Annotated in this window: 15 protein-coding genes; 9 read left to right on the forward strand and 6 right to left on the reverse strand. The window is 70.8% G+C overall.

The window, feature by feature from the left end; translation table 11 throughout:
- Positions 1 to 69 precede the first annotated feature (69 nt).
- Positions 70 to 1,233 carry a hypothetical protein gene (locus ACIRVK_RS26975; protein WP_404251346.1) on the reverse strand — a complete coding sequence of 388 codons (1,164 nt, stop codon included), beginning with the start codon at positions 1,231 to 1,233 and terminating at the stop codon, positions 70 to 72.
- On the reverse strand, positions 1,230 to 2,171 hold the full coding sequence (locus ACIRVK_RS26980; protein WP_404251348.1) for a 5-dehydro-4-deoxyglucarate dehydratase: 942 nt from the start codon (positions 2,169 to 2,171) through the stop codon (positions 1,230 to 1,232). The genes ACIRVK_RS26975 and ACIRVK_RS26980 overlap by 4 nt, the downstream gene beginning before the upstream one ends.
- Before the next feature lie 219 nt (positions 2,172 to 2,390).
- Here ACIRVK_RS26980 and ACIRVK_RS26985 point away from each other — a divergent pair, with 219 nt between their 5' ends.
- The 7 genes from ACIRVK_RS26985 (at position 2,391) to ACIRVK_RS27015 (ending at position 9,756) form a co-directional block, all read left to right on the forward strand.
- On the forward strand, positions 2,391 to 3,215 hold the full coding sequence (locus tag ACIRVK_RS26985) for an NAD-dependent epimerase/dehydratase family protein (RefSeq protein ID WP_404251350.1): 825 nt from the start codon (positions 2,391 to 2,393) through the stop codon (positions 3,213 to 3,215).
- Between the two features lie 327 nt (positions 3,216 to 3,542).
- Positions 3,543 to 4,310 carry a DeoR/GlpR family DNA-binding transcription regulator gene (locus ACIRVK_RS26990; RefSeq protein WP_404251352.1) on the forward strand — a complete coding sequence of 256 codons (768 nt, stop codon included), beginning with the start codon at positions 3,543 to 3,545 and terminating at the stop codon, positions 4,308 to 4,310.
- Positions 4,311 to 4,403: 93 nt separating this feature from the next.
- Positions 4,404 to 5,777 (forward strand): ABC transporter substrate-binding protein, encoded by a 1,374-nt coding sequence (locus ACIRVK_RS26995; protein WP_404251354.1) that lies wholly within the window; start codon positions 4,404 to 4,406, stop codon positions 5,775 to 5,777.
- The gene (locus tag ACIRVK_RS27000) at positions 5,774 to 6,712 is read left to right on the forward strand and encodes a carbohydrate ABC transporter permease (RefSeq protein ID WP_404251355.1); all 939 of its coding nucleotides are present in this window, start codon (positions 5,774 to 5,776) and stop codon (positions 6,710 to 6,712) included. The genes ACIRVK_RS26995 and ACIRVK_RS27000 overlap by 4 nt, the downstream gene beginning before the upstream one ends.
- On the forward strand, positions 6,709 to 7,560 hold the full coding sequence (locus ACIRVK_RS27005; protein ID WP_404251357.1) for a carbohydrate ABC transporter permease: 852 nt from the start codon (positions 6,709 to 6,711) through the stop codon (positions 7,558 to 7,560). The genes ACIRVK_RS27000 and ACIRVK_RS27005 overlap by 4 nt, the downstream gene beginning before the upstream one ends.
- Positions 7,557 to 8,546, forward strand: coding sequence for a zinc-dependent alcohol dehydrogenase family protein (locus ACIRVK_RS27010; RefSeq protein ID WP_404251359.1), 990 nt, complete (start codon positions 7,557 to 7,559; stop codon positions 8,544 to 8,546). Before ACIRVK_RS27005 ends, ACIRVK_RS27010 begins: the two co-directional genes overlap by 4 nt.
- Positions 8,547 to 8,598: 52 nt before the next feature.
- Complete coding sequence (locus tag ACIRVK_RS27015; RefSeq protein ID WP_404251384.1) at positions 8,599 to 9,756, forward strand: TerD family protein; 1,158 nt, start codon at positions 8,599 to 8,601, stop codon at positions 9,754 to 9,756.
- 110 nt (positions 9,757 to 9,866) lie between these two features.
- Here ACIRVK_RS27015 and ACIRVK_RS27020 read toward each other — a convergent pair whose 3' ends face one another.
- Entirely contained in the window at positions 9,867 to 10,433 is a 567-nt protein-coding gene (locus tag ACIRVK_RS27020; protein WP_404251361.1) for a TetR/AcrR family transcriptional regulator, read from the reverse strand.
- Positions 10,434 to 10,591: 158 nt separating this feature from the next.
- On the opposite strand from ACIRVK_RS27020, the gene ACIRVK_RS27025 reads away from it, so the two are divergent.
- Entirely contained in the window at positions 10,592 to 12,028 is a 1,437-nt protein-coding gene (locus ACIRVK_RS27025) for an MFS transporter (RefSeq protein ID WP_404251363.1), read from the forward strand.
- Between the two features lie 17 nt (positions 12,029 to 12,045).
- Here the strand turns inward: ACIRVK_RS27025 and ACIRVK_RS27030 are convergent, their stop codons facing one another.
- From ACIRVK_RS27030 to ACIRVK_RS27040, 3 genes are all read right to left on the reverse strand, one after another.
- Entirely contained in the window at positions 12,046 to 13,062 is a 1,017-nt protein-coding gene (locus tag ACIRVK_RS27030; protein WP_404251365.1) for a 1-aminocyclopropane-1-carboxylate deaminase, read from the reverse strand.
- A gap of 20 nt (positions 13,063 to 13,082) precedes the next feature.
- On the reverse strand, positions 13,083 to 13,769 hold the full coding sequence (locus ACIRVK_RS27035; protein ID WP_404251367.1) for a GntR family transcriptional regulator: 687 nt from the start codon (positions 13,767 to 13,769) through the stop codon (positions 13,083 to 13,085).
- A gap of 84 nt (positions 13,770 to 13,853) precedes the next feature.
- Positions 13,854 to 15,434 (reverse strand): TROVE domain-containing protein, encoded by a 1,581-nt coding sequence (locus ACIRVK_RS27040; protein WP_404251369.1) that lies wholly within the window; start codon positions 15,432 to 15,434, stop codon positions 13,854 to 13,856.
- 435 nt (positions 15,435 to 15,869) lie between these two features.
- Here ACIRVK_RS27040 and ACIRVK_RS27045 point away from each other — a divergent pair.
- Positions 15,870 to 16,351: transposase (locus ACIRVK_RS27045; RefSeq protein ID WP_404251371.1), on the forward strand; the 482-nt coding region annotated here is incomplete at its 3' end.

Below are 16,351 nucleotides of genomic sequence, written 5' to 3' on the forward strand. Positions count from 1 at the left end.
CCCCGCGAAACTCATCGCACTCCGGAGATTCCCCGCCGCTGAGGCAGGCGGCGCCCGCACCGGCCACCATCACCGCCCGGCGAGCGCCGACCGCACCGCCTCGAGGTCGGCGTCCGATGCCAACCCGGCGTGATACAGCCGGACTTCGGTCGCTCCCCGGTCTCGTGCCTCCGCCAGGTCGGCGCCCAGCGTGTCGGGGCTGCCGCCCATCCCGGCGACCACCGGGAGGTTGGCGGCGATGACGGCCCCCTCGCGGCCCTGTTCGACGAACGGCGTCAGCAGGCCTGTGCCGCCCGCGCACGGGACGACCACTCCGTCGGCGACGGACAGGATGTGCTCGGGGTCCACACCCGCGTTGGCGCCGACGTGGTAGGTCACCGGGTCGGCGTGCAGCAGCACCTGGAAGCCGTCGGGGGCCGCCTCGCGCACCGCGCGGACCGCCGTCTCCTGGAGGGTGCGGGCGGTTGCGTCGCGCCACGCGCGCGTGGCGGCCGCCGTGGCCTCGCCGAGCAGTCCCTCAACGCCGGCCCAGCCCCCGCCGTCGGGCGCCCCCCGCCACAGCGGCTCCAGGCAGTCCCGTACGGAGGCCGCCAACTCGTCGGCGTCCAGTCCCTGTTCGTCATAGCCCTCCCGGCAGGTGGGGCAGAAGCAGAGCGCCATCAGGTAGTGGCCGGCGTCGCCGAGGCCGACCCCGCCGGTCTTGTCGTGGGCGTGCAGGTGCTGCAGGCCGTACCAGCCCAGCGACTCCAGTTCGGTGCCGCGCGCGCCGGGACGGACGGCCGCCTCGGTGGCGAGGTCGACGAGGTACGCGCGCGTGGCGGGCTGGGCGATGCAGGGGGCCCAGGGGTAGCGGTCGCCGTAGGCGTTGACGACGGAGGTGTCCGGGTGCTCGGCGCCGAGACGGGAGCTGTGCGCGAGGACGACCCAGGTGTGCACCTCCAGACCGGCCGATGCGAGGGCTTTGGCCGCCTCGCCGTACGCGTCACCGGGCGCCCAGTCGCCGGCCGGGTACGGGCGCAGCTCGCGGCCCTCCCAGCGGTCGCCTGCCGGGTACAGCACGGCAGCGTGCTCGGCGGTCACGATGCGGTGGCGCGGGTGGCGCGGGGTGAGCGCGCGCGTGGAGTGGTAGGCGGCGGCCAGCGTCACCTGTTCCACGCCGAGCGCGGCGATGCGGTCCGCGGCCTCCGGGTCCCCGTTGACGTCCCAGGGGTAGACGAAAGTCGACGCCTTCACTTGCCTTCCTCCAGCAGCGCATACCCACGGTCGATCAGCTCGGCGAGCTGCTTCACGTGGTCCTCGGTGGGCTCGTGCAGCGGGGGGCGCACCTCCCCCACGTCCAGTCCGCGCAGCCGTACAGCCGCCTTCACCAGCGCGACGGCGTAACCGCGGCCCTGGGCCCGGAGTTCGACGAACGGCCGGTAGAAGCCGTCCAGGAGGCGGTGCGCGGTGGTGTCGTCGCCGGTGCGGAGCGCCTCGTAGAAGGCGAGCGCGATCTTTGGGGCGAAGCAGAACACGGCGGAGGAGTAGAGCGGGACGCCGATGGCACGGTAGGCGAGCTGGGTCTGCTCGGCGGTCGGCAGGCCGTTGAAGTAGAGGAAGCCGCCGGGGACCTCGGTGCGCACGGCGCTGACGATGCGCTGCATGAGGTCGAGGTCACCGACGCCGTCCTTGAAGCCGATGATCCCGTCCGTGCGGGCGAGCGTGACCACGGTCCGCGGGGTGAACACGGCGTTGTCGCGCTGGTAGACGATCACGGGCAGGGCAGTGGCGGCCGCCACCTCCCGGTAGTGCCGCAGCAGCCCCTCCTGCCCGGCGACCACCAGGTACGGCGGCATGGCGAGCAGCCCGTCCGCGCCGGCGGCCTCGGCCACGCGCGCGTAGCGCACGGCGAGCGCGGTGCCGTACCCGGCGCCGGCCACGACCGGCACCCGCCCCCCGGCCGCCTCGACGGCCGCCCGCACGCACTGCTCGAACTCCTCGGGGGTGAGCGCGTGGAACTCGCCGGTGCCGCAGCACGCGAAGACCGCGGCGGCCCCGTTCTCCACCCCGCGGCGGACATGGTCGCGGTAGACCTCGAGGTCGACCGAGCCGTCCGGCCCGAAGGCGGTGACGGGGAAGAAGAGCGGCCCGCTGGGGTTGCCGAGCCGGGCGGCGAGGGGATCAGGCGTCACGGGCTCTCCCGGTTACCTGCTTATGATTGGTGTCTACATTTCTGAACAGCTCCACGCTAAAGTGCCCCAACATGGCCGGTCAAGCGCGCCAACCCGCATCACAGAGCAGATTTCCGGCCTCCATGGGACACTTGACGTGCGCAAGCCCAGATCCTCAGCGTGTCCACGCATGTGAATGCCGTACATGTATGCGATCAGTCGACCGAAGGAGAAGCGAGGATGCCAGCCCCCCGCACCGTTCTGCTCACCGGCGCCGCCGGCGGACTCGGCACCCTGATGCGCAACCTGCTGCCCGCCTTCGGCTACCAGCTGCGCCTCCTCGACGTGCGCCCGATCGAGGGCGACCCGGACGCGATCACCGCGGATCTGGCCGACCGGAAGGCCCTGCGGGAGGCCGTGCGCGGCGTCGACGCGATCATCCACCTCGCCGGCATCTCCCTGGAGGCCCCGTTCGAGAAGATCCTCAAGGCGAACATCGAGGGCACGTACAACCTGTACGAGGCCGCCCGCGAGGAGGGCGTCGGACGCATCGTCTTCGCCTCCTCCAACCACGCCGTCGGCTTCACCCCGCGCCCCCAGGGCGACGCACCACTTGATCCGAGCGAGCTCATCCCGATCGACACCCCGCGCCGCCCCGACACCTTCTACGGCCTCTCCAAGTCCTTCGGCGAGGACCTCGCCCAGCTGTACTGGGACAAGCACGGCCTGGAGACCGTGTCGGTACGCATCGGCTCCTGCTTCCCGGAACCGACCAGCGTGCGCATGCTCTCGATCTGGATGAGCCCCGCCGACGGCGCCCGGCTCTTCGACGCGGCCCTGACCGCCGAGAACGTGGGCCACACCGTCGTCTACGGCTCCTCGGCCAACGCCCGCCTGTGGTGGGACCTGTCGACCGCACGCGCCCTCGGCTACGAACCGCAGGACGACTCCGAACCGTACGCCGAGAAACTGATCGCCGAACAGGGCGACCTGGACCCGGACGACATCACCCACGCCCACCTGGGCGGCCACTTCGTCAACGACCCCCCGATCTGGCCGTACTGACCGGCTGATTTTCGCGGCGGGCGGGCACCGAACGGGCCCGGCCGCCGCCCATTCGGGCACAGGCGCCCCCTGGGGTGGGCGCGCCAGCGCCACCCTCCAGGGGCGCGGGCCGTGACATCTGCGGCTCCACCGCGGGGCGCGACCAGCCACCACGGACTCACACCCGCACACCATCCCCACCCTTCGAGCTCCAAGGCGCACCCCGCCCGAACGGGCATACCCGGACACGATCCCTCCAGTAACAGGCCTGGTCACCACCCCGCTCCCGCTGTACAACTTCCTGCAGACGGCCCGAACGGGCAGCACGAGCGCAGGGCGGGTGACCGAATGACCAGAACCGCGGAGGAACGCCAGCGGGAAATCGTGCGCGCCGCCCGCACCACCGGCGTCGTCGACGTCAACACCCTCGCCACCCAACTCGGCGTGGCCAAGGAGACCGTACGCCGAGACCTCCGCGCCCTGGAGGACCACGGCCTCGTCCGCCGCACCCACGGCGGCGCCTACCCCGTGGAGAGCGCCGGCTTCGAGACCACGCTCGCCTTCCGTGCCACCAGCCACGTCCCCGAGAAGCGCCGGATCGCCACCGCCGCGGCCGAGTTGCTCGGGGACGCCGAGACGGTCTTCGTCGACGAGGGCTTCACCCCGCAGCTCATCGCCGAGGCCTTGCCGAGGGACCGGCCGCTGACCGTGGTCACCGCGTCCCTGCCGGTCGCGGGCAGCCTGGCCGAGGCCGACAACATCTCCGTGCTGCTGCTCGGCGGCCGCGTGCGGCCCGGCACACTGGCCACCGTCGACCACTGGACGACCAAGATGCTGGCCGGTTTCGTCCTCGACCTCGCCTACATCGGCGCCAACGGCATCTCCCGCGAGCACGGCCTGACCACCCCCGACCCGGCCGTCAGCGAGGTGAAGGCACAGGCGATCCGGGCCGCGCGGCGCACCGTGTTCGCGGGCGTGCACACCAAGTTCGGCGCCGTCAGCTTCTGCCGGTTCGCGGAGATCGGCGCGCTGGAGGCGATCGTCACCAGCACCCTGCTGCCGTCCGCGGAGGCCCACCGGTACTCACTGCTGGGACCACAGGTCGTACGGGTCTGAACCCCCGGGACCTGCTTTCGAACTACCAACCACCACAGGGGCTTTCCGCGCGGAACTGTGCCCGTTATGCCCCACTACGTCCAGGAGCGATCCATGCGCACCCAGAGCCGACGACGGCCGTCGCGAGCCACGCTCGCGGTGGCCGCCGCAGGGACGCTGCTCGCCCCGCTGCTCTCCGGCTGTTGGGCCGGGGCGGGCGGGTCCGGTTCCGGCGGCGACTCCGTCAACGTCCTGATGGTCAACAACCCGCAGATGGTGGAGCTGCAGAAACTCACCAAGGCCCACTTCACCAAGGGGACCGGCATCAAGGTGAACTTCACCGTCCTGCCGGAGAACGACGTCCGCGACAAGATCAGCCAGGACTTCGCCAACCAGGCCGGCCAGTACGACGTGGCGACGCTCTCCAACTACGAGATCCCCATCTACGCCAAGAACGGCTGGCTGCACGAGATGAACTCGTACGTCGCGGGGGACCCGGCGTACGACGAGCAGGACGTGCTGAAGCCGATGCGGCAGTCCCTGACCGCCGACGACGGCAAGCTCTACGGGCAGCCCTTCTACGGCGAGTCGTCCTTCCTGATGTACCGCAAGGACGTGTTCGCGGCGAAGCACCTCACCATGCCCGCGCACCCGACCTGGACCCAGGTCGCCGACCTCGCCGCCCAGGTCGACGGCGCGCAGCCCGGCATGCGGGGCATCTGCCTGCGCGGACTGCCCGGCTGGGGCGAGCTGATGGCGCCGCTGACCACGGTCGTGAACACCTTCGGCGGCACCTGGTTCACCAAGGACTGGAAGGCCCGGCTCGACTCCCCCGCCTTCGAGAAGGCGACGAAGTTCTATGTCGACCTGGTCCGGGGGCACGGCGAGTCCGGCGCCGCGCAGTCCGGCTTCGCCGAGTGCCTGAACAACATGACCCAGGGCAAGGTCGCCATGTGGTACGACGCCACCTCCGCGGCCGGCTCCCTCGAGGCGAACGGCTCCCCCGTCAAGGGCAAGCTCGGCTACGCGCCGGCCCCCGTGGAGAAGACCGGCAGCTCCGGCTGGCTCTACACGTGGGCCTGGGGCATCCAGAAGGCCTCCCGCAACCCGGACAACGCCTGGAAGTTCGTCTCCTGGGCGTCCAGCAAGCAGTACGAGCAGTTGGTCGGCGAGACCAGCGGCTGGCCCAACGTACCGGCCGGCAAACGCGCCTCGACCTACACCAACGCCGAGTACGTCAAGTCGGCCGCCTCCTTCCAGGAGATGACCAAGGCAGCCATCGAAGGCGCCAGGCCCGACGACCCGGGGGTGCAGCCGCGCCCCGCGCCCGGCATCCAGTTCGTCGGCATCCCCGAGTTCACCGATCTCGGCACCAAGGTCTCCCAGGAGATCAGCGCGGCCATCGCCGGACGCCAATCCGTCGGCTCGGCCCTGAGGAAGTCCCAGAAGCTCGCCGAGAAGATCTCCAAGGAGTACGAGGGACGATGACCGCGACGACGACGGCTCCGATAGCCGCAACTCCCGTACGCACCCAGGGCGTTCCCTCGGGCCGCCTGAAGGCCTGGGCGACCCGCGCCCCGCTGCTGCCCGCCCTGATCTTCATGATCGTGGTGACCCAGCTGCCGTTCGTGGCCACTCTGGTGATCTCGTTCTTCAACTGGAACGCCCTCTACCCGAAGGCCCGTCACTTCACCGGCCTCGACAACTACCGGCAGGTCCTCAGCGACGCCGACCTGCGCCACTCGGTGTGGACGACGATCCTGCTGACGGTCGCCGTGGTCGTGGCCAGCCTGGTCCTGGGCCTCGCGCTGGCGCTGCTCCTCGACCGGAGGTTCAGGGGCCGGGGCGTCGTCCGCACGCTCCTGATCGCGCCCTTCCTGGTGGTCCCCGTCGCGGCCGCGCTGCTGTGGAAGCACGTCCTCTACAACCCCGAATACGGCCTGCTGAACGGCCTGTTGCACTACGTGGGCGGCCCGCAGCCGGACTGGATCTCCAACACCCCGCTGCTGGCGGTCGAGGCCTCCCTGGTGTGGCAGTGGACGCCGTTCATGATGCTGATCCTGCTGGCCGGCCTGCAGAGCCGCGACCACCAGCAGATCGAGGCAGCACGGGTGGACGGCGCGAGCGACTGGCAGATCTTCCGCCACCTCACGCTCCCGCACCTGCGCCGCTACCTCGAACTCGGCGCCCTGCTCGGTTCGATCTACATCGTCCAGAACTTCGACGCCGTCTTCACCATCACGTCCGGCGGCCTGGGCACCGCCAACCTGCCGTACACCGTCTACCAGAGCTTCTACCAGGCCCACGAGAACGGCCTCGCCTCGGCCGCGGGCGTCCTGGTGGTCATCGGCTCCATCATCATCGCGACCTTCGCCCTGCGCGTGGTGTCGTCCCTGTTCCGCGAGGAGGTGGCTCGAGGATGAGCACCGTCGCCGTACGACTTCGCAGCGGGCGCCGCAAGGGCGCCGGACTGGGCCTGGTGGCCTGGCTGCTCGGGATCGTGTTCTTCCTGCCCATCGCCTGGATGGCCCTGACGTCCTTCCACTCGGAGGCGGACGCCGCCACCAACCCGCCGTCCTTCGGGGCCGCCCTCACCCTGGACGGCTACCGCGAGTTCTTCGGCACGGGCGGCGGGGCGAGCCCCTGGCCGGCCTTGATCAACTCGGCCGTGGCGTCGGTCGCGTCGACGGTGCTGGTGCTGCTGCTGGCGCTCCCGGCGGCGTACGCGCTGTCGGTCCGGCCGGTGAAGAAGTGGACGGACGTCCTGTTCTTCTTCCTGTCCACGAAGATGCTGCCGGTGGTCGCGGGGCTCCTGCCGATCTACCTGTTCGCCAAGAACACCCACATGCTGGACAACATCTGGCTGCTGGTCATCCTGTACACCTCGATGAACCTGCCGATCGCCGTGTGGATGATGCAGTCCTTCCTGGCCGAGGTGCCGGTCGCGGTGATCGAGGCGGCGCAGATCGACGGCGCCCGGCTGCCGACCGTCCTCGCGCGCGTGGTGGCCCCGATCGCCCTGCCGGGCATCGCCGCCACGGCCCTGATCTGTTTCATCTTCAGCTGGAACGAGCTGCTGTTCGCGCGTGTCCTGACGGGCGTGGTCGCCGAGACCGCCCCCGTCTTCCTGACCGGTTTCATCACCAGCCAGGGCCTGTTCCTGGCGAAGGTGTGCGCCGCGTCGCTCGTCATCTCCCTGCCGGTGCTCGCCGCGGGGTTCGCCGCCCAGGACAAACTGGTCCAGGGCCTGTCGCTGGGAGCCGTCAAATGAAGGCCGCCGTCATCGAGTCCGTGGGCCGTGCCGTCGTCGCCGAGGTCCCGGACCCGACGCCAGGCCCCCGCGAGGTCGTCGTCGAGGTCGCCGCGTGCGGTCTGTGCGGCACCGATCTGCACATCCTCCAGGGCGAGTTCGCGCCCAAGCTGCCGATCGTGCCGGGGCACGAGTTCGCGGGCGAGGTGGTCGGGGTCGGCACCCAGGTCACGGAGCTCGCGGTCGGCGACCGGGTGGCGGTCGACCCGTCCCTGTACTGCCACGAGTGCCGCTACTGCCGTGACGGCCACAACAACCTCTGCGAGCGGTGGGCCGCGATCGGCGTGACGACGGCGGGCGGCGCGGCGCAGTTCGCCGTCGCCCCGGTGGCCAACTGCGTGAAGCTGCCCGAGCACGTCCGCACCCAGGACGCGGCCCTGGTGGAGCCCCTGTCCTGCGCCGTGCGCGGCTACGACGTCCTCACCTCCCGCCTGGGCGCCCACGTCCTGATCTACGGCTCCGGGACGATGGGCCTGATGATGCTGGAGCTGGCCAAGCGGACCGGGGCGGCGAGCGTGGACGTCGTCGACCTGAACCCGGCCCGTCTGGAGACGGCCGTCCGCCTGGGGGTCTCGGCCTCGGCACCGAACGCCGACGAGCTCGACCGGCCGCAGGGCTGGGACGTCGTGATCGACGCGACCGGCAACGCGGCGGCCATCCAGGACGGCCTGCGGCGCGTGTCCAAAGCGGGGACGTTCCTGCAGTTCGGGGTGGCCGACTACGCGACCCGCGTGACGATCGACCCGTACCGCATCTACAACCAGGAGATCACCATCACCGGCTCGATGGCGGTCCTGCACAGCTTCGAACGCGCGGCCGAGCTGTTCGCGAACGGCGTCCTCGACCCGGACGTCTTCATCAGCGACCGGATCCCGCTGGAGCGCTATCCGCAGGCGCTGGAGCAGTTCGCGGCGGGGGTGGGGCGGAAGATCGTGGTGGTGCCGTAGAAGTTTAAGGGAACGGTAAAGCCACCTCGTTCGTTGACCCGGCATGACAGCTATGACCCCCGGCTCGAACATCCCTCTCCCCGTCAGCCGTGTGACGGTGGACGTCGCCGCCCCGGTGCGGCTCGACGTATCGGGCCTGCTGCTCACGGGCGACGGCAAGGTGCGCTCCGACGACGACTTCATCTTCTACAACCAGCCGAACGGCCCCGGCGTGACCTACCGGTCGGGCGGCGGTGCGGCACCCGACGCGATCACCGTCGACACCGCCGCCCTGCCCCCCGGCACCGAGAAGGTCGTGGTCACGGCGAGTCCGGACGCGGCCGGGCAGACCTTCCAGGGCATCGAACCGACGGCCACGATCCGCGGCACGGACGACAACGGCGTCCTCGCGACCTTCACGCCTCCGCAGCTGGGCACGGAGACGGCGCTGGTGATCGTGGAGATCTATCTGCGCAACGGCCAGTGGAAGGCTCGGGCGGTGGGCCAGGGGTATGCCAACGGGCTGGCGGGCATCGCGACCGACTTCGGTGTGACGGTCGAGGAGCCCGCCCCGGCACCCGTCGCCCCGCCCCAGCCGGCCATGCAGGCCCCGGTGACGCCTCCGGCGCCCGCGGCCCAGGCTCCCGGTGCCGGGAAGATCAACCTGGACAAGGGCCGGGTCAGCCTCCAGAAGAACCAGACCGTCTCCCTGGTCAAGGGCGGCCGCCCGCTGCTCACGCAGGTCAAGATGGGGCTCGGCTGGGAGCCGGCGTACCGCGGCTCCGACATCGACCTGGACGCGTCGGTCATCGCCTACGGCCCGCAACGCAACCACATCGACAGCTGCTACTTCGGCAAGCTGTCCATCCTCAACGGCGCGATCAAGCACTCCGGCGACAACCTCACAGGGGAGGGCGCGGGCGACGACGAGGTCATCGTGGTCGACCTCGGCCGTGTCCCGCAGGAGGTCACCGGCCTGGTCTTCACGGTCAACTCCTTCTCCGGCCAGAAGTTCACCGAGGTCGCCAAGGCGTACTGCCGCCTCCTGGACGCCGGGACCGGCGAGGAACTCGTCCGCTTCGACCTCACCAACGCCGAGGCACAGACGGGCGTGATGATGGCCAAGCTGATCCGCCAGTACTCCGGCGAATGGGACATGACAGCCATGGGCCAGTTCGTCAAGGCCCGCACGGTCCGCAACATGGTGAAACCGGCAGCCCAAGCCCTCTGATCAGCGCAGCTGCGGGCAATCGTGCCGCTAGGGCGGCACAGGTGGGCGCAGCGGCACCCGGCCAGCGCCGGCCAACGCGCCCACCCCCGCCCAGCGACAGCACCGCACAGCTACGTCCGCAACCCTTCCGTCAGCAACGACAGGTACTGGCGGATGCTCGCCCTCCCCCCGCTGGCCAGCTCCGCCGCCAACGACACCCCGTGGGCCAGCCGCAGCACGTCGATCGGCTCGACGTCCGCCCGTAGCGTCCCCTCCCGCTGAGCCGCCCCGACCAGCCGCTCCGCCGCCCCCTTCATGTGCGTGGCGCAGGCGGTGAGCGTCGCGTTGCTGCCGTCCGTGACGGCCGACCCCAGCAGCGCCTTCAGCCCCCGCACCTCGATCGTGCCGACGCACACCTCGTAGAGCCACTCCTGAAGCGCCTCGCCCGGCGGCAGTTCCTTCGCGATCTCGTCGGCCCGGTCGCCGAGCGCCTCGATGGCGTCGACGTACACCGCCTCCAGCAGCGTCTGCCGCGTCGGGAAATGCCGGTACAGCGTCCCGGAGCCCACCCCCGCCCGCTTGGCGATGTCGTCGAGCGACGCGTTCTCCCCGTGCTCGGCGAAGGCCTCCGCCGCGGTCTTCAACAGCCGCTCATAGTTCCGCCGGGCGTCCGCCCGCATGGGCCTGACCTGCGCCATCCAGATACTCCTTGCGAACCGGGGACCTTCTCCGTATCTTAGCGAGAGTTAAACGGAGACAGTCCCCGGTTATCTCGCGGGCCCTTCCACCTGCCCACACTCCGTTGCTTCGCGCTGCCCGCACGCATCCCACCGGGACCTCGAAACGGGAGAACTCCATGTCCAGCCCGTCCACGACCACCGAAGCACCCCCCGCGTCCCGGCACACTGCCAGGCTCGGCACCGTCCTCGTCGTGATCGTGACCGCCTATCTGATGGTCGGCGTGGACTCCACCGTCGTCAATGTCGCGCTCCCGGACATCCAGCAGGACCTCGGCTTCAGCCGCACCGGCCTGTCCTGGGTCCTCAACGCCTACACCCTCGCCTTCGGCGGACTGCTGCTGCTCGGCGGGCGCGTCGGCGACATCGTCGGCCGCCGCCGCACGCTCACCGTCGGCGCCCTGCTCTTCGCCGGGTCCTCGCTGCTCGGCGGGCTCGCCACCGACAGCGGCTGGCTGCTCGCGGCCCGCGCGGCGCAGGGCGTGGGCGCCGCGCTCATCGCACCGAGCACCCTCGCCCTGATCACCACCAACTTCCCGGACGGCCCGCGCCGTCACCACGCCCTCGGCGTCTACACCTCCATGGCCGGCATCGGCGCCTCCATCGGTCTCGTCCTCGGCGGCATGCTCACCTCCTGGGCGTCCTGGCGCTGGTCCCTGCTGATCAACGTGCCGATCGGCATCGGCGTCGCCCTCGCCCTCCCCCGCCTGGTCACCGAGACCCCGCGCCACGCGGGCCACTTCGACGCGGCGGGCGCCCTCACCGGCACCGCGGGCATGACCTCGCTGGTGTACGCCTTCATACGGGTCTCGACACAGGGCTGGAGCGACACCCTGGCGCTGCTCGCGTTCACGACGGCCGCCGCTCTGCTGGCCGGCTTCACCTTCGTCGAGTCCCGGGCCGTCCAGCCGATCATGCCGCTCCGGCTGTTCTCCGACCGCAACCGCGCGGGCGGCTACGCCGGCGTCCTGCTGCTTCCGGCGAGCATGTTCGGCGCGTTCTACTTCCTCACGCTGATCAGCCAACGGGTCCTCGAATTCAGCCCGTTGCGCGCCGGGTTCGCCTTCCTGCCGATGACGGTGGTGCTGTTCACCACCGTGCGGCTGGTACCGCGGCTGCTCCCGCGCCTCGGCGCCAAGCCGTTGATCCTCACGGGCATGACCCTGCTCGTCGGCGCCTCGGTGTGGCTGTGGCGGCTGCGGCCCGACGACGGCTACGCGACCGGTCTGCTGGGCCCGCTCCTCCTGGTGGGCATGGGCGTCGGGCTCAGCCTGATGCCGCTGAACGCGACGATCCTCGCCCGCGTCCAGCCCCACGAGGCGGGCGCCGCCTCGGGCCTCCTGCAGACCCTCCAGTGGCTCGGCGGGACCCTCGGACTGTCGGTGCTGGTCACGGTGTTCGGCACGGCGACCCGCCACGCGTCCGGCACCCCGGCCGCGATCCTCACCGAGGGCTCGGCCCGCGCGTTCGGCGTGGGCGCGCTGATCGCCCTCACCGCGCTGCTGGTGACGTCGTTCGTGATCAGGGGCAACCGGCCCGAGAACTCTGCCGCCTGACGGGGAAGGCATCGGACTCAGAACAGCGCGCTGTACGCGTTCAGTGCCGGCTGCCCGCCCAGGTGGGCGTAGAGGACGGTGGAGTCCCGGGGGATCTCGCCCCGTGACACCAGGTCGATCATGCCCGCCATCGACTTGCCCTCGTAGACGGGGTCGGTGATCATCCCCTCCGTGCGGGCGGCGAGGCGCATCGCCTCCAGGGTGGGCTCGTCGGGGATGCCGTACGTACCGGCGTGATACCGCGCGTCCAGTTCGACATCCGCCTCGGTCAACTCACGCCGCACTCCGAGGAGTCGACCGGTGTTCCGGGCGATCCTGACGATCTGCTCCGCGGTGGCGGCCGGCTTGGCCGAGGCGTCGATGCCGAGCACCCGGCGCCGCCGTCCGCCGGCCTCCTCCAGTGCGGCGAACCCGGCGACCATGCCGGCCTGGGTCGAGCCGGTCACCGAGCACACGACCACGGTGTCGAAGAAGGCGCCCAGATCCCGCTCCTGCTCGGCGACTTCGTGCGCCCACCCGGCGAACCCGAGGCCGCCGAGCGGGTGGTCGGAAGCCCCGGCCGGGATGGCGTACGGCTTGCCGCCCGTCTCCTCGACCTCCCTGAGTGCCTGCTCCCAGCTCTCCTTGAACCCGATACCGAAGCCGGCCTTCACCAGCCGAACGTCGGCCCCGGCGAGGCGGCTGAGCAGGATGTTGCCGACCTTGTCGTACACGGAGTCCGGCCAGTCCACCCAACTCTCCTGTATCAGGACGCACTGGAGCCCGGCACGCGCGGCCACGGCGGCGACCTGGCGGGTGTGGTTGGACTGCACGCCACCGATCGACACCAGGGTGTCGCAGCCCTGGGCGAGCGCGTCGGCGACCAGGTACTCCAGCTTGCGGGTCTTGTTGCCGCCGTAGGCGACACCGGAGTTGCAGTCCTCCCGCTTGGCCCAGAGGGAGGCACCGCCGAGGTGCGCGGTGAGGCGCTCCAGCGGGTGCACCGGGGAGGGGCCGAAGAGGAGGGGGTAACGGTCGTACGAGGAAAGGGACATGGGTCCTCCCGGAGGCTGGATCAGTCGCCGTCGGTCAGGTCACCGTCGGGGCGGCCGGTGTCGGTCAGCTCGACGAGGTCGGCGAGACCGCGCCAGATCTCCGCGGTGACGCGTACCGCCGTGTCCGCGTCGCCGGCCGCGCAGGCCTCGATCAGCTGCTCGTGCAGGCCCGCGGAGCGGCAGGTGCCGCCCTCGCCGAAGCGGTGGCGCTCCAGCCGGCGGATGAGCGGGGTGTAACGGGCGATGGTGGCTGCCGCGGCGTGGTTGCCCGCGACGCGGACGAGGACGTCGTGCAGCGCGTCGTCGGCGCGCAGCGCCCCGTCGACGTCTCCCGCGCCGACGGCCGCCGCGAACCGCTCGTTGGCGGCGCGCATGCTCTGCACGTCGGCGGCGAAAAGGCGGGGCACGGCGACCCGGGTCGCCAACTCGTGCATGGCCCCGACCACGGCGGCCGCGTCCCGCACATCGGCGGCGACCACCGGGGTGACCCGTGTGTAGCTCTGCGGCTTGCTCTCCAGCAGCCCCTCGTCCACCAGCCGCGAGAACGCCTCCCGCACCGGCGCCCGCGACAGCCCCAGCCGCTCGGCGAGCTCGGCATCCCGCACCACCGCACCGGGCTCCAGCTCCCCGGCCACGATGGCGTCCCGGATGGATGCGTAGGCGCGGTCCCTGAGAAGGGTGCGCTGGACGGGTCGCATGGCCTCCATGACTAAAATGTTAGATGTCAGTCGCCATCGCGGGCAAGGGTGTGGCCCGCACCCCCGGAGAAGTGCGGGCCACGATCGCGCGGCTCAGGCGCCCCAGGGCCAGTCCGCGTCCTGGGCGGTCTCAAGCAACGGGACCATGCGGAAGGCCGCGTCGCTCAGGCCACCGAAGGTGTGCCGGTTCGCCTTGCCCGACGGGCCGTGGCCCGCTCGGTACCCGGCCAGGTTCCAGGTGTAGACCGGCACGTGCGCCGGGACCTGCTCGGTCGGGTCGCCGTGCCGGCTGTAGGCGTACTGCTCGTCGGTGACGATCAGCACCCGGTCCTGCCCCCGGTAGTGGGCGCGCACCGCACTGGTGGTGTCGGTGCCGCCCAGGTCGCCGAAGCGCTCCAGGATCTTCAGCACCGATTCCCCCTTGCGGAAGGACAGCCGACGGCTCGTGGTGCCGAACTCGACCAGATCCGCCTCGGCCGCCCGCAGCGCGAGCGCCGTACCGAAGATCGCCGCCGCGTCCGCCCGGTTCAGCTCCGAGCGGTCCGACAGACGCGACCACATCGAACCCGAACGATCGACCAGGATCAGTGTGCGGCCGGACAGCGCGGGCACGTTGGCCAGCGAGTGGCCGAGCGCCTGCTCCAGCGGGTACGACCAGCGCAGCGAGGGCGCGTGCTGGTACGCGGCGAGGTACCGGAAGGGGAACTGCCGCGAGCGCGCGACCTCGGCCGGGTCGCTGATCTTGGCCGCCACCTGGGCGGCGACCTCGTCCGAGACACCCGCCTGATCGAAATTCCTCAGGTTTCGGACGAGCGCCATCGCACTCATGGACGGGATCACGGCCTCCCAGGCCGCCTTGTCCATCGGCCCCTGGAGCCAGCCGGCCAGCGCCTCCCAGGTGATCCCGGCCGCCGCGAGCCGCTCGGCACCGCCCGCGGAGGTCACCACCGCACGGCGCTCCTCCACCGGCAGCGCCATCAGCTCGCGGTGCGCGGTCAGGACGTCGTCCGAGGCGGGCGGTGCCGCCGTGTCCGGGTGGTGCCGGCGGTCGAGGGCGTACCGGAACAGCTCGCCCTGCCACGGCCTGTCGGCGTGCGGCGCGGCGTGCACGAGGTTGAGGACATCGCCGAATCGGTATCCCTTGGACGCGGTGTCGTACTTCAGCAGCGACTTGCCGCTGTAGAGACGCCGTACGGCGTCGGCGATCCCGCGCTTGACGGGCTGGGGGACGTTGCGGCCGTACGTCGCCGTCCAGTACGCGAGCAGTTCGCCGGGCTCGTCCGGGCGCTGCAGTACGGAGGCGATGACCTGGCGGTTGGCCGGGCCGTCGGTGGCGCCGGCGTCGAGGCGGCCCTTCACGTACTCGGCGGCGCCCACGAGGGAGGCGGTACGGAGGTTCCCCTCGCCGCGCAGCCAGCGGAGCAGGCCGGCCGTCCACGCCGGGTCCTCGACGGCGAGCTGCCGTACGAGCCGCGCGAAACGGTCGTCGCGGTCGGTCCCGGTCTCGTAAAAGGTCTGCTGTGACACGAAGTTGGCGACGGCGAGCAGAAAGAGTTCGGAGCGTGCGTCCCGCTCACGGCCCCGGCCGCCCTCGTAGGTGCGGAGCACTCGGCCGGTGGAGGTGACGCGCGAGGTGGGCTGCGCCTTCGCACGCTTGGTGTTGAATCGCGCCATGGTGAATTCCCCCGAATTCCTTTTTCGTAGGGAGGGCGCAGCAGAAGGTGGGTGCCCGAGATCAGGGGTCGGCGACGGACTTTTCCAGATGCTCTACCGATTGAGCTACACCGACCCGAGGTCGGTGACGGGACTCGAACCCGCAGCATTCCGATCCAATGAAGTAACCGCTGCCTGCGCACCGGGCACCCACCATGAGCTGCGCCTCCCGAGATCATGTCGACGGCGGCATCGGATTCTTTGAGAGAGAAGTAGCCGCTGTCTTCGCACCGGGAGGTGCGCTGCTTTCTGATCTCACTGTAGGAGGCACAGCTCTGGCGGGGCGAGTGAATTAGAGCTCGCGCAGATAGGCGGTATGGGGAGCCCCAGCCGCAAGGCGGGCACAGGCCTCCGTGATCATGGAGTTGCGACGCTCTGTGATCACTGGGGAGACCTGTGCCCGTCCTGCCATCATGGCTGACCGATCCGCTCTGGGGCCAATTCGCGGCGCTCCTGCCCGAGCGCCCGGTCTTCGATCCGGACCATCCGCTGGGCTGCCACCGCCGCCGCATCAGCGACCGGATCGTCTTCGACAAGCTGCTGCAACTGCTCCGGTTCGGCTGCTCCTACCAGGCAATCGCCGACACGACGTGCTCAGCGACCACCATCCGCAACCGCCGCGACGAGTGGATCGCCCTCGGCATCTTCACCCAGCTCAAGCAGATCGCGCTGGATGCCTACGACCGGATCGTCGGGCTCGTGCTCGACCAGATCGCCATCGACGGATCCATCACCAAGGCCCCCGGCGGCGGCGAGGTCGCCGGGCGCTCACCGGTCGACCGCGGCAAACAGGGCTTGAAACGCTCGGGCATGACAGATGGTTACGGAATCCCGCTCGGCAGAGTCCTGGCCGGAGCGAACCGCCACGACTCCCCGCT

The sequence above is a fragment of the Streptomyces sp. NPDC101152 genome, from assembly GCF_044768275.1.
In the GTDB taxonomy this organism is placed as follows: Bacteria; Actinomycetota; Actinomycetes; order Streptomycetales; family Streptomycetaceae; genus Streptomyces.